This window comes from Staphylococcus sp. SA22 (assembly GCF_054165785.1).
The window spans coordinates 101,150-121,948 of sequence record NZ_JBSZQY010000003.1 but is presented as its reverse complement, the minus strand read 5'-3'; the positions used below and the strand labels follow the sequence as shown (position 1 = coordinate 121,948).

The 20,799-nt window shown below is 33.5% G+C and carries 19 protein-coding genes; 18 read left to right on the top strand and 1 reads right to left on the bottom strand.

All coding sequences use genetic code 11. From position 1 onward, the window contains the following. Window positions 1-6: 6 nt before the first annotated feature. From ACXQH5_RS04445 to lrgB, 18 genes are all read left to right on the top strand, one after another. Window positions 7-285 carry a PTS sugar transporter subunit IIB gene (locus tag ACXQH5_RS04445; protein WP_000815795.1) on the top strand — a complete coding sequence of 93 codons (279 nt, stop codon included), beginning with the start codon at window positions 7-9 and terminating at the stop codon, window positions 283-285. 226 nt (window positions 286-511) lie between these two features. Continuing rightward, on the top strand, window positions 512-1,771 hold the full coding sequence (locus tag ACXQH5_RS04440; RefSeq protein ID WP_000120115.1) for a PTS galactitol transporter subunit IIC: 1,260 nt from the start codon (window positions 512-514) through the stop codon (window positions 1,769-1,771). A gap of 17 nt (window positions 1,772-1,788) precedes the next feature. Further along, window positions 1,789-2,844 carry a zinc-binding dehydrogenase gene (locus tag ACXQH5_RS04435; protein WP_000646199.1) on the top strand — a complete coding sequence of 352 codons (1,056 nt, stop codon included), beginning with the start codon at window positions 1,789-1,791 and terminating at the stop codon, window positions 2,842-2,844. Between the two features lies 1 nt (window position 2,845). Further along, window positions 2,846-2,992, top strand: coding sequence for a hypothetical protein (locus tag ACXQH5_RS04430; RefSeq protein WP_000230358.1), 147 nt, complete (start codon window positions 2,846-2,848; stop codon window positions 2,990-2,992). A 23-nt stretch (window positions 2,993-3,015) separates the two neighbouring features. Beyond that, entirely contained in the window at window positions 3,016-4,059 is a 1,044-nt protein-coding gene (locus ACXQH5_RS04425; protein ID WP_000645593.1) for a galactitol-1-phosphate 5-dehydrogenase, read from the top strand. 526 nt (window positions 4,060-4,585) lie between these two features. After that, window positions 4,586-5,302 (top strand): 2-C-methyl-D-erythritol 4-phosphate cytidylyltransferase, encoded by a 717-nt coding sequence (locus tag ACXQH5_RS04420; protein ID WP_000638474.1) that lies wholly within the window; start codon window positions 4,586-4,588, stop codon window positions 5,300-5,302. Beyond that, window positions 5,295-6,320 carry an alcohol dehydrogenase catalytic domain-containing protein gene (locus ACXQH5_RS04415; protein WP_000610193.1) on the top strand — a complete coding sequence of 342 codons (1,026 nt, stop codon included), beginning with the start codon at window positions 5,295-5,297 and terminating at the stop codon, window positions 6,318-6,320. The genes ACXQH5_RS04420 and ACXQH5_RS04415 overlap by 8 nt, the downstream gene beginning before the upstream one ends. 21 nt (window positions 6,321-6,341) lie before the next feature. Beyond that, entirely contained in the window at window positions 6,342-8,036 is a 1,695-nt protein-coding gene (gene tarK, locus ACXQH5_RS04410) for a teichoic acid ribitol-phosphate polymerase TarK (protein WP_000167968.1), read from the top strand. A 427-nt stretch (window positions 8,037-8,463) separates the two neighbouring features. Further along, window positions 8,464-9,633 (top strand): teichoic acid glycerol-phosphate transferase TarF, encoded by a 1,170-nt coding sequence (tarF, locus tag ACXQH5_RS04405; RefSeq protein ID WP_000598261.1) that lies wholly within the window; start codon window positions 8,464-8,466, stop codon window positions 9,631-9,633. A 275-nt stretch (window positions 9,634-9,908) separates the two neighbouring features. Next, window positions 9,909-10,625, top strand: a complete 717-nt coding sequence (locus tag ACXQH5_RS04400) for a D-ribitol-5-phosphate cytidylyltransferase (RefSeq protein WP_000872486.1) — start codon at window positions 9,909-9,911, stop codon at window positions 10,623-10,625. After that, window positions 10,618-11,643, top strand: coding sequence for a ribitol-5-phosphate dehydrogenase (locus ACXQH5_RS04395; protein WP_000610203.1), 1,026 nt, complete (start codon window positions 10,618-10,620; stop codon window positions 11,641-11,643). The genes ACXQH5_RS04400 and ACXQH5_RS04395 overlap by 8 nt, the downstream gene beginning before the upstream one ends. Window positions 11,644-11,664: 21 nt before the next feature. Then, entirely contained in the window at window positions 11,665-13,353 is a 1,689-nt protein-coding gene (gene tarL, locus ACXQH5_RS04390) for a teichoic acid ribitol-phosphate polymerase TarL (RefSeq protein WP_000240926.1), read from the top strand. A gap of 32 nt (window positions 13,354-13,385) precedes the next feature. Next, the gene (tarS, locus tag ACXQH5_RS04385) at window positions 13,386-15,107 is read left to right on the top strand and encodes a poly(ribitol-phosphate) beta-N-acetylglucosaminyltransferase (protein ID WP_000975351.1); all 1,722 of its coding nucleotides are present in this window, start codon (window positions 13,386-13,388) and stop codon (window positions 15,105-15,107) included. A gap of 143 nt (window positions 15,108-15,250) precedes the next feature. Beyond that, window positions 15,251-15,925: an iron-sulfur cluster repair di-iron protein ScdA gene (gene scdA / locus ACXQH5_RS04380; protein WP_000608828.1), complete on the top strand. Its 675-nt coding sequence runs from the start codon at window positions 15,251-15,253 to the stop codon at window positions 15,923-15,925. A gap of 245 nt (window positions 15,926-16,170) precedes the next feature. Next, window positions 16,171-17,925, top strand: coding sequence for a sensor histidine kinase (locus ACXQH5_RS04375; protein ID WP_000950281.1), 1,755 nt, complete (start codon window positions 16,171-16,173; stop codon window positions 17,923-17,925). A gap of 2 nt (window positions 17,926-17,927) precedes the next feature. After that, window positions 17,928-18,668: a response regulator transcription factor LytR gene (locus tag ACXQH5_RS04370; protein ID WP_000645453.1), complete on the top strand. Its 741-nt coding sequence runs from the start codon at window positions 17,928-17,930 to the stop codon at window positions 18,666-18,668. A gap of 112 nt (window positions 18,669-18,780) precedes the next feature. Continuing rightward, window positions 18,781-19,224 (top strand): antiholin-like murein hydrolase modulator LrgA, encoded by a 444-nt coding sequence (gene lrgA / locus ACXQH5_RS04365; protein ID WP_001792906.1) that lies wholly within the window; start codon window positions 18,781-18,783, stop codon window positions 19,222-19,224. Further along, window positions 19,217-19,918 carry an antiholin-like protein LrgB gene (gene lrgB, locus ACXQH5_RS04360; protein WP_000607067.1) on the top strand — a complete coding sequence of 234 codons (702 nt, stop codon included), beginning with the start codon at window positions 19,217-19,219 and terminating at the stop codon, window positions 19,916-19,918. The genes lrgA and lrgB overlap by 8 nt, the downstream gene beginning before the upstream one ends. 107 nt (window positions 19,919-20,025) lie before the next feature. Here lrgB and ACXQH5_RS04355 read toward each other — a convergent pair whose 3' ends face one another. Continuing rightward, window positions 20,026-20,730: a GntR family transcriptional regulator gene (locus ACXQH5_RS04355; RefSeq protein WP_000922326.1), complete on the bottom strand. Its 705-nt coding sequence runs from the start codon at window positions 20,728-20,730 to the stop codon at window positions 20,026-20,028. Between the last annotated feature and the right edge of the window lie 69 nt (window positions 20,731-20,799).

Below are 20,799 nucleotides of genomic sequence, written 5' to 3'. Positions count from 1 at the left end.
TTGAAAATGAAACAAGTATTAGTAGCGTGTGGTGCAGGTATTGCAACGTCAACAGTAGTAAATAATGCAATTGAGGAAATGGCAAAGGAACACAATATTAAAGTAGATATTAAACAAATCAAAATTACAGAAGTTGGACCTTATGAAGACACTGCAGATTTATTAGTTACAACTGCAATGACAAAGAAAGAATATAAATTCCCAGTTATCAACGCACGTAATTTCTTAACTGGTATTGGTATTGAAGAAACAAAACAACAAATCTTAACAGAGTTACAAAAATAACTGAATTGATATGTAATGTGGGTCAATAACATATAAATATATGCAAATTGCATATAAATGACTATCACGACAAATGATTGTTGATGACATAGAAACGCAGTGACTGTAATTCAAAGTGATTGCAGTCGAATGTAGCAAGGGTAGTCGTTGAAATGACCGTAACGACAAATGTAATCACAATCGGAAAGTATCGTGACAATGTATATATAACAGGGAGGGTTTAAATATGAGTTACTTCACTGATTTTGTAAGGGGATTTTTAGATTTAGGTGCAACTGTTATTTTACCGGTTGTCATATTCTTGCTTGGCCTATTCTTTAGGCAGAAAATTGGAGCGGCATTTAGGTCTGGTTTAACAATAGGTGTGGCTTTTGTAGGGATTTTCTTAGTCATCGATTTATTAGTTAAAAATTTAGGGCCAGCAGCACAAGCGATGGTTAAAAATTTAGGCGTCAGTCTGAATGTGATTGATGTAGGTTGGCCAGCAACATCATCTATCGCGTGGGCATCATCTGTCGCAGCATTTATAATTCCACTCGGAATCATAGTTAACGTTGTATTGCTAGTAACTAAAGTGACAAAGACGATGAATGTAGATATTTGGAATTTTTGGCATTATACGTTTACAGCAGCAATGGTTTATGCCGTATCAGGCAGTATTTGGCAAGCGTTATTAGCAGCAGTTATTTTCCAAGTTATCTGTTTGAAAGTAGCAGATTGGACAGCACCGATGATGAGTGAGTTCTTTGATTTACCAGGTGTATCGATTGCTACAGGAAGTACAATTTCTTATGCACCAGGTATTTACTTAGTTAAATTGTTACAAAGAGTACCCGGTCTGAATAAGTTAGATGCTGATCCTGAAACAATTCAAAAACGTTTTGGCGCATTTGGAGAGTCTATCTTTGTCGGATTAATTTTAGGTTTAGGTATTGGTGTGTTAGCAGGTTACAAACCTGGAGACATCATTAATTTAGGAATGTCAATGGCTGCAGTAATGGTATTAATGCCTAGAATGGTAAAAATCTTAATGGAAGGTTTAATGCCAGTTTCAGAGTCTGCAAGAACATGGCTAAATAAACGTTTTGGCGAACGTGAAATTTATATTGGATTGGATGCGGCTGTAGCTTTAGGTCATCCAGCGGTTATTTCGACAGCATTAATTTTAGTACCTATCACTGTTTTATTAGCCGTTATTTTACCAGGAAACCAAGTACTACCTTTTGGTGACTTAGCAACTATACCATTTGTTGTCGCGTTTATTGTTGGTGCAGCAAGAGGAAACATTATTCATTCTGTCATTGTGGGTACGATTATGATTGCAATTTCACTATATATTGCAACAGACGTAGCACCTATTTTCACAGATATGGCGAAAGGTACGAATGTACAAATGCCAAAAGGTTCATCTGAAATTTCAAGTATTGATCAAGGTGGTAATATCGTTAACTATCTTATCTTTAAACTATTTAGTCTATTCAATTAAAAATCGAGGTGTTTGTGGTGAAAGCTTTAGTAAAAACAAGAGAAGGACATGGCAACTTAGAACTTCTTGATAAAGAAGTTGCAACACCGCTAGATGATAAAGTAAAGATTAAAGTACATTATGCAGGAATTTGTGGCACAGATATTCATACTTATGAAGGTCATTATAAAGTTAATTTTCCAGTGACATTAGGTCATGAATTTTCTGGTGAAATCGTTGAAGTTGGAGCAGACGTTAAAGATTTTAAAGTTGGTGACCGTGTCACTTCTGAAACGACATTCTATGTTTGTAATGAGTGTGAATACTGTGAATCAAAAGACTATAATTTATGCAACTATCGAAAAGGTATTGGAACACAAGTTGATGGCGCATTTACTAATTATGTCATTGCACGTGAAGAAAGTTTGCATCATATTCCAGATGAAGTATCGTACCAGTCTGCAGCTATGACAGAACCATTAGCATGTGCACATCATGGCGTTTCTAAGATTCAAGTGAACTCTGGCGATGTAGCAGTTGTAATGGGACCTGGGCCAATCGGATTACTTGTAGCACAAGTGTTAAAAAGTAAAGGCGCAATTGTTGTGGTAACAGGATTGGACAATGACAAAGTCAGATTAGATAAAGCAGAAGCATTGCACATGGATTATGTAGTCAATTTACAACAAACAGACTTAAAAACGTATATCAATGGAATTACAGACGGTTACGGTGCAGATGTTGTTGTTGAATGTTCAGGTGCAGTTCCAGCAGCACGACAAGGTTTGGATATTTTACGCAAAAAAGGTTTCTACAGTCAAATAGGTATTTTTAAGGATGCTGAAATTCCATTTGATATGGAAAAAGTGATTCAAAAAGAAATAACAGTTGTTGGTAGTAGAAGTCAAAAGCCAGCAGATTGGGAACCTTCATTGCAACTTATGGCGGATGGTTTAGTAAATGCTGAAGCTCTGGTGACAAAAATATATGATATTTCGAAATGGGACGAGGCGTATCAACATTTAAAATCTGGCGAAGGTATTAAAGCATTACTTAAGCCGCTCGATTTAGATGAAAATGAAGGAGAGAATTAATATGGTAGAATCAATGCTAACTTTTATGCTTGGGCCATTGAGACAAATCACTGATTTTTATATGGAACATTTACTCGTAAGTAATTCTATCGTCATTGCAGGTTATTTTGCGACAGGTATTTTTAAAAAGAAAAAAGTTGTGAATTAAATCAGAGTTGAGGTGATTTACAAGTGAAAGCTTTGAAATTATATGGCGTGGAAGATTTACGGTATGAGGATAATGATAAGCCAGTCATTGAAAGTGCGAATGACGTTATTGTTAAAGTGCGCGCAACGGGTATATGTGGTTCAGACACGTCACGATACAAAAAAATGGGGCCATACATTAAAGGTATGCCATTTGGTCATGAATTTTCAGGTGTTGTAGATGCCATTGGAAGTGATGTTACGCATGTTAATGTAGGCGACAAAGTGACAGGTTGCCCAGCAATACCTTGTTATCAATGCGAGTATTGTTTAAAAGGTGAATATGCGCGATGTGAAAAGTTATTCGTCATTGGCTCATATGAACCTGGATCGTTCGCGGAATATGTCAAATTGCCAGCACAAAATGTTTTAAAGGTTCCAGACAATGTTGATTACATTGAAGCAGCAATGGTTGAACCATCAGCCGTTGTTGCACATGGGTTTTATAAATCGAATATACAACCTGGTATGACTGTTGCAGTAATGGGGTGTGGCAGCATAGGATTGTTAGCTATTCAATGGGCACGAATATTTGGTGCTGCACATATCATCGCTATAGATATAGATGCGCATAAACTAGATATTGCAAAATCATTGGGCGCACATCAAACAATCAATTCAAAAGAAGAAAACCTTGAGAAATTCATCGAAAATCATTACGCCAATCAAATCGATTTAGCTATAGAATCATCAGGTGCTAAAGTTACGATTGGTCAAATATTGACGCTACCGAAAAAAGGTGGCGAGGTGGTATTACTCGGAATACCATATGATGATATTGAGATTGATCGCGTTCATTTTGAAAAAATTCTGCGTAACGAGTTGACAATATGTGGCTCTTGGAACTGTTTGTCCAGTAATTTTCCGGGGAAAGAGTGGACGGCAACCTTACATTATATGAAGACGAAAGATATTAATGTAAAGCCTATTATTTCTCATTTTTTACCGTTAGAAAAAGGCCCGGAGACATTTGATAAATTAGTTAACAAGAAAGAACGATTTGATAAAGTCATGTTTACGATTTATTAGCATGCACCTTTGAGGACGAAAACGCTGGTATAGTTATAGCTATGAAAGTGCGAATGCCGTCTGGTCTACAGATACTATCGAAATAATTCATCTTCGAATATACGTTGCTAAATAACCGGTTTACTTGTGTGAAATATGCTTGTGAATCGGTTGTTTTGCATTTTGTATACTTAAAATAAGATGGCAATATTTGATAATTTTTAGAGTGAAAATCAAGTACAGCCACTTAATAAGATAAATTTATTATAATATATGGTAAAATGATGGCAGTAATAATGAATTTGAAAAAGAGTAAACATTAATACCTTTAACAATTTAATATCGTCAGTGTTAATGATTAACTGCATGGCAAAACAACTTAGAAAGGTCAGTTACAAAAATACATTTTTATAAAAATTATCACACTATTGTGACAACTACCTTTGACTTAATAAAAGAGGCAAGTGAGCAATAGGTTAGGCTTATGTTCGGGCATAGGTCAGTAATGTATAAATGGAAATGATGTAATGACAGAATGGAGGACAACATGATTTATGCAGGTATTTTAGCAGGAGGTATTGGTTCGAGAATGGGGAACGTGCCATTACCAAAACAATTTTTAGATATTGATAATAAACCGATTTTAATCCATACAATTGAGAAGTTCATTTTAGTGAGTGAATTTAATGAGATTATTATCGCAACGCCAGCACAGTGGATTTCCCATACACAGGATATTTTAAAAAAATATAACATTACAGATCAACGTGTCAAAGTAGTTGCAGGTGGTACGGATCGAAACGAAACAATTATGAACATTATCGACCATATTCGCAATGTAAATGGAATTAATAATGATGATGTGATTGTAACTCATGATGCCGTAAGACCATTTTTAACTCAACGTATTATTAAAGAGAACATTGAAGTAGCAGCCAAATATGGTGCAGTAGATACAGTCATTGAAGCAATTGATACTATTGTAATGTCTAAAGATAAACAGAACATACACAGTATCCCCGTAAGGAATGAAATGTATCAAGGCCAAACACCACAATCATTTAATATTAAATTATTACAAGATAGTTATCGCGCCTTAAGTAGTGCACAAAAAGAAATCTTATCAGATGCATGTAAAATCATTGTCGAATCTGGACATGCAGTTAAATTGGTACGTGGAGAACTATACAATATTAAAGTGACAACACCATATGATTTAAAAGTAGCAAATGCCATTATTCAAGGTGATATTGCCGATGATTAATCAAGTATATCAACTCGTTGCACCGAGACAGTTCGACGTCACATATAATAATGTTGATATTTATGGTAATCATGTCATCGTAAGGCCTTTATACTTGTCTATTTGTGCAGCTGATCAAAGGTATTACACAGGTCGAAGAGATGAAAATGTACTGCGCAAAAAATTACCAATGTCACTAGTTCATGAAGCTGTTGGTGAAGTTGTATTCGATAGTAAAGGCGTATTTGAAAAAGGTACGAAAGTAGTAATGGTGCCGAGTACACCTACAGAGCAACATCATATTATTGCGGAGAATTACTTAGCCTCTAGTTATTTTAGATCTAGTGGTTATGATGGTTTTATGCAAGACTACGTTGTGATGGCACATGATCGTATCGTTCCGCTGCCTAATGACATTGATTTGAGTACGATTTCATACACAGAGTTAGTGTCAGTAAGTTATCATGCTATACAACGATTTGAACGTAAATCTATACCTTTGAAAACCAGTTTTGGTATTTGGGGTGATGGTAACTTAGGTTATATTACTGCTATTTTGCTACGTAAGTTGTACCCAGAAGCTAAAATTTATGTATTTGGTAAGACAGACTATAAATTAAGTCATTTTTCATTTGTAGATGACATCTTTACAGTAAATCAAATACCAGATGATCTTAAAATTGATCATGCATTTGAATGTGTTGGAGGTAAAGGAAGTCAAGTTGCACTTCAACAAATAGTTGAACATATTTCACCAGAAGGCAGTATTGCTTTGTTAGGCGTAAGTGAATTACCCGTGGAAGTGAATACACGATTAGTACTTGAAAAAGGATTAACATTGATTGGTAGTAGTCGAAGTGGCTCTAAAGATTTTGAGCAAGTTGTTGATTTATATCGTAAGTACCCAGACATTGTTGAAAAGTTAGCATTATTAAAAGGACATGAAATTAATGTATGTACGATGCAAGATATCGTCCAAGCGTTTGAAATGGATTTATCGACATCTTGGGGAAAAACAGTATTGAAATGGACGATTTAATAAACCGATGGGGGAATAACAATGACAAAAACGAAACAAGCAATACATATTGATAACATATACTGGGAACGTGTTCAGTTATATATTGAAGGACATAGTGAAGGTGTAGATTTAACATCAGGACAATTTGTTCTGAGGAATTTAACCGAAACAAAAACATTAGAAGCAAATGAAATGAAAATAGACGGTAATACATTTATATGTAGATTCAACGTCGCAATATTAGACGATGGGTATTATTTACCAATGGATAAATATTTATTTGTTTATCATGACCAGTTAGAGTATATTGGACAACTTAATCCAAATATTATTGATCAAGCTTATGCGGCATTAAATGAAGAGCAAATTGAAGAATACAATGAGCTGACTACACAAAATGGAAAAGCAAACTATGTGTTAGCCAACGAAGCTAAAGTTTTCCGCAAAGGTGGCGTATCACAACATACGGTTTATACCATTACTCCAGAAATAGCAAGTGACGTTAACGAATTTGTATTTGATATTGAAATCACCTTACCTCAAGAGAAATCAGGGGTCATTGCGACAAGCGCACACTGGCTTCATAAACAAGGACATAAAGCTTCATTTGAAAGTAGAAGTTTCTTATTTAAAGCTATTTTTAATATTACAAAGTTACTACATATTAAAAGAAGCAAAACAATATTATTCACATCAGATTCGCGTCCGAATTTATCAGGGAATTTCAAGTATGTATATGATGAGTTGCTACGCCAAAAAGTAGATTTTGATTACGATATTCAAACAGTATTTAAGGCGAATATTACGGATAGACGTAAATGGAGAGACAAGTTTAGATTGCCATATTTACTTGGTAAGGCTGATTATATTTTTGTCGATGATTTTCATCCATTAATTTATACGGTTCGCTTTAGACCATCACAAGAAATTATTCAAGTGTGGCATGCCGTTGGTGCTTTTAAAACAGTTGGCTTTAGTCGTACAGGTAAAAAAGGTGGTCCGTTTATCGATTCATTAAACCATCGTAGTTACACGAAAGCATATGTTTCATCAGAAACCGATATTCCATTTTATGCTGAAGCATTTGGAATTAGAGAAGAAAATGTTGTACCAACAGGTGTACCACGTACTGATGTACTATTTGATGAAGCTTATGCAACACAAATTAAACAAGAGATGGAAGATGAATTGCCAATTATAAAAGGTAAGAAAGTTATTCTATTCGCACCGACATTTAGAGGTAATGGTCACGGTACGGCACATTATCCATTTTTTAAAATTGATTTTGAACGTTTAGCAAGATACTGCGAGAAGCATAATGCAGTTGTGTTATTCAAAATGCATCCGTTCGTAAAAAATAGACTTAATATTTCACGTGAACATAGACAATACTTTATCGATGTGTCAGATCATCGTGAAGTTAACGATATTCTCTTTGTTACAGACTTGTTGATTAGTGATTATTCATCTTTAATATATGAATATGCAGTATTTAAAAAGCCGATGATTTTCTATGCATTTGACTTAGAAGATTACATTACGACGCGTGATTTCTATGAACCATATGAATCATTTGTTCCAGGTAAAATTGTACAGTCCTTTGATGCATTAATGGATGCTTTGGACAATGAAGATTATGAGGTTGAAAAAGTTGTGCCATTCTTAGATAAACATTTTAAATATCAAGATGGTCGCTCAAGTGAACGTTTAGTCAAAGATTTGTTTAGACGCTAATGTTGGCATATATTACATGCCATGCAAATGAGTCATAAGGCATAGTTTTCAAGAAGGGTTCTGACAATGAAGTGAGCAACATGTCATGATGAGAAGCAGGACTATACAATGAGAATAACCTTTTGATTTTTCATGCATATGGCGATTCAATCAAAAGCAATCACCTTCCAACTGAATTGTCATTTTGTAAAATAAAATAATCAATCCAATCGTTATCTAATTCATAAATGTGTAAACACACACGTTATGAATGGATAACGATTTTTTGTTATGTTAAAGTGGTACATTAATCATGTATTTCGTATGATAATTAACGACAAGTGTAATGGTTAAATGTATTTTATGCTGAAATGCTATAATAGGCATGATTACAATGAGCTTGCTCATACATATTAATATAATTACAAAAACACGTCGGAGGTACGACATGATTAAAACTACAATTAAAAAATTGATAGAACACAGTATATATACGACTTTTAAATTACTATCAAAATTGCCAAATAAGAATCTAATTTATTTTGAAAGCTTTCATGGTAAACAATACAGCGACAATCCCAAAGCATTATATGAATACTTAACTGAACATAGCGATGCCCAATTAATATGGGGTGTGAAAAAAGGATATGAACACATATTCCAACAGCACAATGTACCATATGTTACAAAGTTTTCAATGAAATGGTTTTTAGCGATGCCAAGAGCGAAAGCGTGGATGATTAACACACGTACACCAGATTGGTTATATAAATCACCGCGAACGACGTACTTACAAACATGGCATGGCACGCCATTGAAAAAGATTGGTTTGGATATTAGTAACGTTAAAATGCTAGGAACAAATACTCAAAATTACCAAGATGGCTTTAAAAAAGAAAGCCAACGTTGGGATTATCTAGTGTCACCTAATCCATATTCGACATCGATATTTCAACATGCATTTCATGTTAGTCGAGATAAGATTTTGGAAACAGGTTATCCAAGAAATGATAAATTATCACATAAACGCAATGATACTGAATATATTAACGGTATTAAGACAAGATTAAATATTCCATTAGATAAAAAAGTGATTATGTATGCGCCAACTTGGCGTGACGATGAAGCGATTCGAGAAGGTTCATATCAATTTAATGTTAACTTTGATATAGAAGCTTTGCGTCAAGCGCTGGATGATGATTATGTCATTTTATTACGCATGCATTATTTAGTTGTGACACGTATTGATGAACATGATGATTTTGTGAAAGACGTTTCAGATTATGAAGACATTTCGGATTTATACTTAATCAGCGATGCGTTAGTTACCGACTACTCATCTGTCATGTTCGACTTCGGTGTATTAAAGCGTCCGCAAATTTTCTATGCGTATGACTTAGATAAATATGGCGATGAGCTTAGAGGTTTTTACATGGATTATAAAAAAGAGTTGCCAGGTCCAATTGTTGAAAATCAAACAGCACTCATTGATGCATTAAAACAAATCGATGAGACTGCAAATGAGTATATTGAAGCACGAACGGTATTTTATCAGAAATTCTGTTCATTAGAAGATGGATACGCGTCACAACGAATTTGCCAAACGATTTTTAAGTGATAACTTAAAAACAATAAAAAATTATAAATTAATTAGTTAAGTGATATAAATAATAAACGAAATGTTTGCTTGTATGTTATTATTTGTGTATGAAAACGTCTGATATAATGTAATATAGGTTTAAACAAAATATGCTAAAATATAAGCAAAATATGTATAATTTTAAGTAATACATAGACATTTAGAGTTTTGATTTTAAAATGAGTTTTCAATTGAAAAATGCAACGAAATTTAAATAATTAAATATAGATATAGTTGAATGGAGGAAGTATTTTATGAAATACGCTGGTATTCTAGCTGGAGGTATAGGCTCAAGAATGGGTAACGTACCTTTACCTAAACAATTTTTAGATTTAGACAACAAACCGATTTTAATCCATACATTAGAAAAATTTATTTTAATTAATGATTTTGAAAAAATTATTATCGCGACGCCACAACAATGGATGACGCATACGAAAGATACACTTAGAAAATTCAAAATTTCTGATGAAAGAATTGAAGTCATTCAAGGTGGTAGCGATCGTAACGATACAATTATGAATATCGTTAAACATATTGAATCAACAAATGGTATTAACGATGACGATGTCATTGTGACACATGATGCAGTTAGACCATTTTTAACGCATCGTATTATTAAAGAAAATATTCAAGCTGCTTTAGAGTACGGTGCAGTAGATACAGTGATTGATGCTATAGATACGATTGTTACATCTAAAGATAATCAAACGATTGATGCAATTCCAGTGCGTAATGAAATGTACCAAGGTCAAACACCTCAATCGTTTAATATTAATTTATTAAAAGAAAGCTATGCACAGTTGAGTGATGAGCAAAAGAGTATTTTATCTGATGCTTGTAAGATTATTGTAGAAACAAACAAACCGGTTCGACTTGTAAAAGGTGAGTTATATAACATTAAAGTAACAACACCTTACGATTTAAAAGTAGCGAATGCTATTATTCGAGGTGGTATTGCCGATGATTAATCAAGTATATCAATTAGTTGCACCTAGACAATTTGAAGTTACGTATAACAACGTAGATATTTACAGTGACTATGTCATTGTACGTCCTTTATATATGTCAATTTGTGCTGCCGATCAAAGATATTATACTGGTAGCCGTGATGAGAATGTCTTATCTCAGAAATTGCCAATGTCTTTAATTCATGAAGGTGTTGGTGAAGTCGTATTTGACAGTAAAGGTGTGTTTAATAAAGGTACAAAAGTAGTTATGGTACCGAATACGCCGACAGAAAAAGACGATGTCATTGCTGAAAACTATTTAAAATCGAGCTACTTCAGATCAAGTGGACATGATGGGTTTATGCAAGATTTTGTGTTGCTAAATCATGATAGAGCTGTACCACTACCTGATGATATTGATTTAAGTATTATTTCATATACAGAGCTTGTAACAGTAAGTTTGCATGCTATTCGTCGTTTTGAAAAGAAATCTATTTCAAATAAAAATACATTTGGTATTTGGGGTGATGGTAACTTAGGTTACATTACAGCCATTTTATTACGTAAATTATATCCAGAGTCTAAAATATATGTCTTTGGTAAAACAGATTATAAATTGAGTCACTTCTCATTTGTTGATGATGTCTTCTTTATTAATAAAATACCTGAAGGCTTAACATTTGATCATGCATTTGAGTGCGTTGGTGGGCGTGGTAGCCAATCAGCAATAAATCAAATGATTGATTATATTTCACCAGAAGGAAGCATTGCACTGTTAGGTGTAAGTGAGTTCCCAGTAGAAGTTAATACACGTCTAGTATTGGAAAAAGGACTAACGTTGATTGGTAGTAGTCGAAGTGGTTCAAAAGATTTCCAAGATGTTGTAGACTTATACATTCAATACCCAGATATTGTAGATAAATTAGCGTTGTTAAAAGGTCAAGAATTTGAAATTGCAACAATTAATGATCTTACAGAAGCTTTTGAAGCAGACCTGTCTACATCTTGGGGTAAAACAGTATTAAAATGGATTATGTAAATAGAAAAGGATGAATTAACGTTGGTTAAAAGTAAGATATATATAGATAAAATCTATTGGGAACGTGTTCAGTTATTCGTTGAAGGACATAGTGAAAACCTAGATTTAGAAGATAGTAATTTTGTATTAAGAAATTTAACTGAGACACGTACAATGAAGGCGAATGATGTCAAAATAGATGGGAATCAATTCGTTTGTCGTTTCAATGTAGCTATCTTAGATAATGGTTATTACTTACCTGAAGATAAGTACTTATTAGTGAATGAGCAAGAACTTGATTATATTGCACAGTTAAACCCAGATGTGATTAATGATGCATATCAAAATCTAAAGCCAGAACAAGAAGAAGAATACAACGAATTAGAAACACAAAATGGTAAAATCAATTTCTTATTGCAGACTTACCTAAAAGAATTTAGAAAAGGCGGCATTTCAAAGAAAACGGTTTATACTGTTACACCTGAAATTTCTAGCGATGTTAATGAATTTGTCCTTGATGTTGTTGTAACGACTCCAGAAGTTAAAAGTAATTATATCGTTCGTAAATATAAAGAATTGCGTAAGTATTTCCGCAAACAATCATTTAATACAAGACAATTTATTTTTAAAGCGATATTTAATACGACGAAATTTTTCCACTTGAAAAAAGGGAATACGGTGTTGTTCACATCAGACTCTAGACCAACGATGTCTGGAAACTTTGAATACATCTATAACGAAATGTTACGTCAAAATTTAGATAAAAAGTATGATATTCACACTGTTTTTAAAGCGAATATTACAGATAGACGTGGCATCATCGACAAGTTTAGATTGCCATATTTACTTGGGAAGGCAGACTACATCTTTGTTGATGACTTTCACCCATTGATTTATACAGTGCGTTTTAGACGTTCTCAAGAAGTTATTCAAGTATGGCATGCCGTTGGTGCCTTTAAAACAGTTGGCTTTAGTCGTACTGGTAAAAAGGGTGGACCATTTATTGATTCATTAAATCATCGTAGCTATACAAAAGCTTATGTATCATCTGAAACCGATATTCCATTCTACGCTGAAGCATTTGGTATTAAAGAGAAAAATGTAGTGCCTACAGGTGTTCCACGTACTGATGTACTATTTGATGAAGCTTATGCGACACAGATCAAACAAGAGATGGAAGATGAATTACCAATTATTAAAGGTAAGAAAGTCATTCTTTTCGCACCAACATTTAGAGGTAGTGGTCATGGTACAGCACATTACCCATTTTTCAAAATTGATTTCGAACGTTTAGCAAGATATTGCGAAAAAAATAACGCGGTTGTATTATTTAAAATGCATCCATTTGTGAAAAATAGACTTAATATTGCAGACAAACATAAACAATATTTTGTTGACGTTTCTGACTTTAGAGAAGTTAATGATATACTGTTCATAACAGATTTATTAATTAGTGACTATTCATCTTTAATATATGAATATGCAGTATTTAAAAAGCCAATGATTTTCTATGCATTTGATTTAGAAGATTATATTACGACGCGTGATTTTTATGAGCCATATGAATCATTTGTTCCAGGTAAAATTGTGCAATCATTTGACTCATTAATGGACGCCTTGGACAATGAAGATTATGAAGGAGAAAAAGTCATTCCATTCTTAGATAAACATTTTAAATATCAAGATGGTCGATCAAGTGAGCGTTTAGTCAGAAATTTATTTGGTAGCTAAGTTTATATAGTAGTCAAAGTGGGAGAGGTATAATGATGAAATTTTCAGTAATAGTTCCAACATACAATTCAGAAAAGTATATAACAGAATTACTTAATAGCCTTGCGAAACAAGATTTTCCGAAAACTGAATTTGAAGTGGTTGTAGTTGATGACTGTTCAACAGATCAAACGTTACAAATAGTTGAAAAGTATCGTAATAAATTGAACTTGAAAGTAAGTCAACTCGAAACAAATTCTGGTGGTCCAGGTAAACCTAGAAATGTGGCGTTAAAACAAGCAGAAGGTGAATTTGTATTATTTGTGGACTCCGATGACTATATAAACAAAGAGACTTTAAAGGATGCAGCAGCATTTATTGATGAACATCACTCAGATGTTTTATTGATTAAAATGAAAGGTGTTAATGGTCGTGGTGTACCACAATCTATGTTTAAAGAAACAGCACCTGAAGTTACTTTGTTAAATTCAAGAATTATCTATACTTTAAGCCCGACTAAAATCTATAGAACAGCATTACTAAAAGATAATGACATTTATTTTCCAGAAGAATTAAAGAGTGCAGAAGATCAATTATTTACAATGAAAGCATATTTGAATGCAAATCGAATCAGTGTGTTAAGTGATAAAGCGTATTATTATGCTACAAAGCGTGAAGGGGAACATATGAGTAGTGCGTATGTTTCACCTGAAGACTTTTACGAAGTCATGAGATTGATTGCTGTAGAAATATTAAATGCAGATTTAGAAGAAGCCCATAAAGATCAAATCTTAGCAGAATTTTTAAATCGTCATTTTAGTTTTTCTCGTACGAATGGCTTCTCACTTAAAGTTAAACTAGAAGAGCAACCACAATGGATTAATGCTCTAGGAGACTTTATACAAGCAGTTCCAGAACGTGTAGATGCATTGGTGATGAGTAAATTACGACCATTGTTACACTACGCGAGAGCGAAAGACATAGACAACTATAGAACTGTAGAAGAAAGTTACCGTCAAGGTCAATACTACCGTTTTGATATTGTAGATGGTAAATTAAACATTCAATTCAATGAAGGCGAACCATACTTTGAAGGCATTGATATCGCTAAGCCAAAAGTGAAAATGACAGCATTTAAATTTGATAATCATAAAATTGTTACAGAGCTAACGCTAAATGAATTTATGATTGGCGAAGGACATTATGATGTCAGACTTAAATTACATTCACGAAACAAGAAGCACACAATGTATGTACCTTTAAGTGTCAATGCGAACAAACAATATCGTTTTAACATTATGTTAGAAGATATTAAAGCGTATTTACCTAAAGAAAAAATTTGGGATGTTTTCTTAGAAGTCCAAATAGGTACGGAAGTATTTGAAGTGCGTGTTGGTAATCAACGTAATAAATATGCTTATACTGCAGAAACAAGTGCATTAATTCATTTGAATAATGATTTTTATAGATTAACACCGTATTTCACAAAAGACTTTAATAACATTTCGTTATACTTTACAGCTATTACATTAACGGATTCAATCTCAATGAAGTTAAAAGGTAAAAACAAAATCATTTTAACTGGTCTGGATCGTGGATATGTATTTGAAGAAGGTATGGCTAGTGTCGTGCTAAAAGACGACATGATTATGGGAATGTTAAGCCAAACGTCAGAAAACGAAGTGGAAATCTTACTTAGTAAAGATATTAAGAAGCGAGACTTCAAAAATATTGTTAAGTTAAACACTGCACATATGACTTACTCGCTAAAATAAATAACAAATGCCCTCAAATCTATGTGAACTAACATAATTTGAGGGCTTTATTTTGCTGTTTATGACATGATTATGACATTTCCCTGATTTTCATTTTCAAATACATTAAATTGTATACACTGAAAATGAGGAGGTCGTCTATAATGATAAATAAAAATGACATAGTAGCAGATGTAGTAACAGATTATCCGAAAGCAGCAGATATTTTTAGAAGCGTAGGTATAGACTTTTGCTGTGGTGGACAAGTAAGTATAGAAGCAGCATCCTTAGAAAAGAAAAATGTAGATTTGAACGAATTATTACAGCGTCTCAACGACGTTGAACAAACGAATACACCAGGTTCGCTTAACCCTAAATTTTTAAATATTTCGTCACTTATTCAATATATTCAAGCAGCATATCATGAACCTCTTAGAGAAGAATTTAAAAATTTAACACCTTATGTGACGAAATTATCGAAAGTACATGGACCTAATCATCCATATTTAGTCGAGTTAAAAGAAACATATGATACATTTAAAAATGGCATGTTAGAGCATATGCAAAAAGAAGATGATGTTGATTTTCCAAAACTAATTAAATATGAACAAGGTGAAGTAGTAGACGATATTAATACAGTGATTGATGATTTAGTATCTGATCACATTGCAACGGGACAATTGTTAGTGAAAATGAGCGATTTAACATCAAGCTATGAACCACCGATAGAGGCATGTGGTACTTGGCGACTCGTTTATCAGAGATTAAAAGCACTTGAAGTGTTAACACATGAGCATGTTCATTTAGAGAATCATGTTTTATTTAAAAAAGTATCATAAATAGCGCGATTAGAAACTGTTGGCAAATTAATGTCAGCAGTTTTTCGCTATACTTAACAGAAATTTAGTGACATGATAGTCATTATTTTGAAAAGGAAAATTGTCAACTTAGCATAAGAATTGATATGAAATTTTAATGGTATAGGTAATTAAATAGTAGCGTGTTTTTTTAATAATTTATTCATGAATTTTACATACACTATTATGATAAAATAAACATAATTATAATTCACTGAGGTGCTATCGTGCTATCGCTAACAATGTTATTACTTGAGCGTGTAGGTTTAATTATTATTTTGGCCTATGTGTTGATGAATATTCCATATTTTAAAAACTTAATGAATCGTCGACGTACATGGAAAGCACGTTGGCAATTATGTATTATTTTCAGTTTGTTTGCCTTAATGTCTAATTTAACTGGTATCGTCATCGATCATCAACATAGTTTGTCAGGAAGTGTGTACTTCCGTTTAGATGATGATGTATCTTTAGCTAACACACGTGTATTAACGATAGGTGTCGCAGGATTAGTTGGTGGACCTTTTGTAGGTCTATTTGTTGGCGTTATTTCAGGTATTTTCAGAGTGTATATGGGTGGGGCGGATGCACAAGTTTATCTTATCTCATCTATATTTATCGGTATAATTGCTGGTTATTTTGGCTTACAAGCTCAAAGACGCAAGCGTTACCCGAGTATTGCGAAAAGTGCCATGATTGGAATTGTTATGGAAATGATTCAAATGTTGAGCATTTTAACATTTTCCCACGACAAAGCATATGCGGTTGACCTCATATCATTAATTGCACTACCAATGATTATTGTTAATAGCGTTGGTACGGCGATTTTTATGTCTATTATCATTTCAACATTAAAGCAAGAGGAGCAAATGAAGGCTGTTCAAACACATGATGTACTGCAATTGATGAACCAGACATTGCCGTATTTTAAAGAAGGATTGAATAGAGAATCGGCACAGCAAATTGCGATGATTATTAAAAATTTAATGAAAGTATCTGCCGTAGCAATTACAAGCAAAAATGAAATCTTATCGCATGTAGGTGCAGGTAGTGATCATCACATACCAACAAATGAAATATTAACAAGTCTGTCTAAAGATGTATTGAAATCAGGGAAGTTGAAAGAAGTTCATACTAAAGAAGAGATTGGTTGTAGTCATCCGAATTGCCCGCTTAGAGCAGCTATCGTGATACCACTTGAGATGCATGGTTCTATCGTCGGTACATTGAAGATGTATTTTACAAACCCTAATGATTTAACTTTTGTGGAACGTCAACTTGCAGAAGGATTGGCAAATATTTTTAGTAGCCAAATTGAACTTGGTGAAGCCGAAACGCAAAGTAAGTTATTGAAAGATGCTGAGATTAAGTCATTACAGGCACAAGTGAGTCCACATTTTTTCTTCAATTCAATTAACACGATTTCAGCTTTAGTTAGAATAAATAGTGAAAAGGCACGAGAGTTACTATTAGAATTGAGTTATTTTTTCAGAGCGAATTTACAAGGCTCAAAGCAACATACGATTACTTTAGATAAAGAGTTAAGTCAAGTGCGTGCATACTTATCACTCGAACAAGCACGTTATCCAGGAAGATTTAATATCAATATTAATGTTGAAGACAAATATCGCGATGTGCTTGTACCACCATTTTTAATTCAAATTTTAGTTGAAAATGCCATCAAACATGCGTTTACGAATCGAAAGCAAGGTAACGATATTGACGTGTCAGTGATTAAAGAAACTGCAACACATGTACGTATTATTGTACAAGATAATGGTCAGGGTATTTCTAAAGATAAAATGCATTTGTTGGGAGAAACATCTGTAGAATCAGAATCTGGAACTGGTAGTGCTTTAGAAAATTTAAACTTACGCCTAAAAGGATTATTTGGAAAATCCGCAGCATTACAATTTGAATCGACATCGAGCGGTACCACTTTTTGGTGTGTACTTCCTTATGAAAGACAAGAGGAGGAATAAATATGAAAGCATTAATCATAGATGATGAGCCATTAGCACGTAATGAATTAACATATTTATTAAATGAAATTGGTGGTTTTGAAGAAATTAATGAGGCAGAAAATGTAAAAGAAACATTGGAAGCATTACTGATAAATCAATATGACATTATATTTTTAGATGTCAATTTAATGGATGAAAATGGAATCGAATTAGGAGCTAAAATTCAAAAGATGAAAGAGCCACCTGCGATTATTTTTGCAACTGCACATGACCAATACGCAGTACAGGCATTTGAATTAAATGCGACAGACTATATTTTGAAACCGTTTGGTCAAAAACGTATTGAACAAGCAGTCAATAAAGTTCGTGCGACTAAAGCCAAAGATGATAATAGCGCAAATGCAATTGCGAATGATATGTCGGCGAATTTTGATCAAAGTTTACCTGTTGAAATTGACGATAAAATTCACATGTTAAAGCAACAAAATATTATTGGGATTGGCACACATAATGGTATTACAACCATACATACAACGAATCATAAATACGAAACAACAGAGCCATTGAATCGTTATGAAAAACGATTGAATCCCGCTTATTTCATACGTATTCATCGTTCATATATTATTAACACGAAACACATTAAAGAAGTACAACAATGGTTTAATTATACTTATATGGTAATATTGACAAATGGTGTCAAGATGCAAGTTGGACGTTCATTTATGAAAGATTTTAAAGCGTCGATAGGATTACTTTAACAGTAATCCTTTTTTTTATGCATTTTACCTATGATATTTTGTATTTCGGACTAAAATTCACGCAAATCGAAGTGAGCCATCTATACTTTAGTTAAATCAAACGTAGGAGGCAATGGTCGTGAAACAACAAAAAGACGCATCAAAACCAGCACACTTTTTTCACCAAGTCATTGTAATTGCTTTAGTACTCTTTGTATCGAAAATAATTGAATCATTTATGCCAATTCCTATGCCTGCATCAGTAATCGGTTTAGTATTATTATTTGTATTATTATGCACTGGTGCTGTTAAGTTAGGCGAAGTCGAAAAAGTAGGAACGACACTAACAAATAACATTGGCTTACTCTTCGTACCAGCCGGTATCTCAGTTGTTAACTCTTTAGGTGTCATTAGCCAAGCGCCATTTTTAATCATTGGACTAATAATCGTCTCAACAATACTATTACTTATTTGTACTGGCTATGTCACACAAATTATTATGAAAGTTACTTCGAGATCTAAAGGTGACAAAGTCACAAAAAAGATCAAAATAGAGGAGGCACAAGCTCATGATTAACCACTTAGCACTAAACACACCTTACTTCGGAATACTGTTATCCGTTATACCATTTTTCTTAGCGACCATATTATTTGAAAAAACAAATCGTTTCTTCTTATTCGCACCGCTATTTGTCAGTATGGTATTTGGTGTGGCCTTCCTCTATTTAACAGGCATTCCGTATAAGACTTACAAAATAGGTGGAGACATTATTTACTTCTTCTTAGAACCAGCAACAATCTGTTTTGCGATTCCGTTATATAAAAAGCGTGAAGTGCTTGTTAAACATTGGCATCGTATCATCGGAGGTATTGGTATCGGTACAGTTGTAGCGTTATTAATTATTTTAACTTTTGCGAAGTTAGCTCAATTTGCCAATGATGTTATTTTATCAATGTTACCTCAAGCAGCAACTACAGCGATTGCGTTACCAGTATCAGCTGGTATCGGTGGTATAAAAGAATTAACATCATTAGCAGTTATTTTAAATGGTGTCATTATTTATGCCCTAGGTAATAAATTCTTGAAGCTTTTCCGAATTACTAACCCTATTGCCCGAGGATTAGCACTTGGAACAAGTGGTCACACATTAGGTGTAGCACCAGCCAAAGAATTAGGACCTGTAGAAGAATCAATGGCAAGTATAGCTTTAGTGTTAGTTGGTGTAGTTGTTGTAGCAGTTGTGCCTGTCTTTGTAGCAATATTCTTCTAAAACGAAAAACCTAAGCAAGATAATAGCAATTTGAGTCATTGTTATTATCGTAAAAAAACGTCTATATTCCGGTTTAAAACTGGGATATAGACGTTTTTATGTATTTATTACTTTTTACTAGGAATATAAAACTGTGCATGACGATAATGAAATACAATGTCAGACGAATCAAAGGGTTTGCCAGTCATTGTATAAAAAGTCTGGTGGTAACGTAAACATGGTTCACCTGTAGACAATTGTAGTAATGAAGCTTCACTTGAAGTGAGTTTATCTACATTAAAGAAAATATCTGAAAAACCAATACGAAGTTTCATGTTTGATTCTAAATAATCGAAGATAGAGCCCTTAGCAATATCATCATTTAAATATTTCACGATTTCTTTATGATAATAAGAATATTCGATACATAAAACATCATCGTCCACGAATCTTAATCGCTCTAAATAGTAGACGGTATCATCTGCATTTAATTGGAGCTCATCTTGTACAGATTTAGGTGGCGTTGCAATCTCCTTAAAAACAAGTACCTTACTTGTCATTCGATGTTCACCTAAACTTTTAGAAAAACCATTAGTCTTAAAGACGTTGATACGATTGGCATCTGCAATATTTCTCACATAAATACCACTGCCTTGTGCTTGATAGATCAAACCATCTTGTTCCAATAAGCCTAATGCTTTAATGATAGTACTCTTACTTACTTGATAACGTTCTTTTAATTGCGTCACGCTTGGCAATTTATCACCGGGTTTGAAATTAGATTGATGTATAAACGCATTAAGTTGCTTAGCAATATGTTCATACTTTAACAATATTCTGTCCTCGTTTCACTTTGTCTGTAATTATTATAGCACAAAATATTATAATTGTATCGGCGTTTA

Coding starts and splice junctions, on each gene's coding strand:
- ACXQH5_RS04445 (WP_000815795.1), top strand. CDS start 7: ATGAAACAAGTATTAGTAGCGTGTGGTGCAGGTATTGCAACGTCAACA.
- ACXQH5_RS04440 (WP_000120115.1), top strand. CDS start 512: ATGAGTTACTTCACTGATTTTGTAAGGGGATTTTTAGATTTAGGTGCA.
- ACXQH5_RS04430 (WP_000230358.1), top strand. CDS start 2,846: ATGGTAGAATCAATGCTAACTTTTATGCTTGGGCCATTGAGACAAATC.
- ACXQH5_RS04420 (WP_000638474.1), top strand. CDS start 4,586: ATGATTTATGCAGGTATTTTAGCAGGAGGTATTGGTTCGAGAATGGGG.
- ACXQH5_RS04415 (WP_000610193.1), top strand. CDS start 5,295: ATGATTAATCAAGTATATCAACTCGTTGCACCGAGACAGTTCGACGTC.
- tarK (WP_000167968.1), top strand. CDS start 6,342: ATGACAAAAACGAAACAAGCAATACATATTGATAACATATACTGGGAA.
- tarF (WP_000598261.1), top strand. CDS start 8,464: ATGATTAAAACTACAATTAAAAAATTGATAGAACACAGTATATATACG.
- ACXQH5_RS04400 (WP_000872486.1), top strand. CDS start 9,909: ATGAAATACGCTGGTATTCTAGCTGGAGGTATAGGCTCAAGAATGGGT.
- ACXQH5_RS04395 (WP_000610203.1), top strand. CDS start 10,618: ATGATTAATCAAGTATATCAATTAGTTGCACCTAGACAATTTGAAGTT.
- tarS (WP_000975351.1), top strand. CDS start 13,386: ATGATGAAATTTTCAGTAATAGTTCCAACATACAATTCAGAAAAGTAT.
- scdA (WP_000608828.1), top strand. CDS start 15,251: ATGATAAATAAAAATGACATAGTAGCAGATGTAGTAACAGATTATCCG.
- ACXQH5_RS04370 (WP_000645453.1), top strand. CDS start 17,928: ATGAAAGCATTAATCATAGATGATGAGCCATTAGCACGTAATGAATTA.
- lrgA (WP_001792906.1), top strand. CDS start 18,781: ATGGTCGTGAAACAACAAAAAGACGCATCAAAACCAGCACACTTTTTT.
- lrgB (WP_000607067.1), top strand. CDS start 19,217: ATGATTAACCACTTAGCACTAAACACACCTTACTTCGGAATACTGTTA.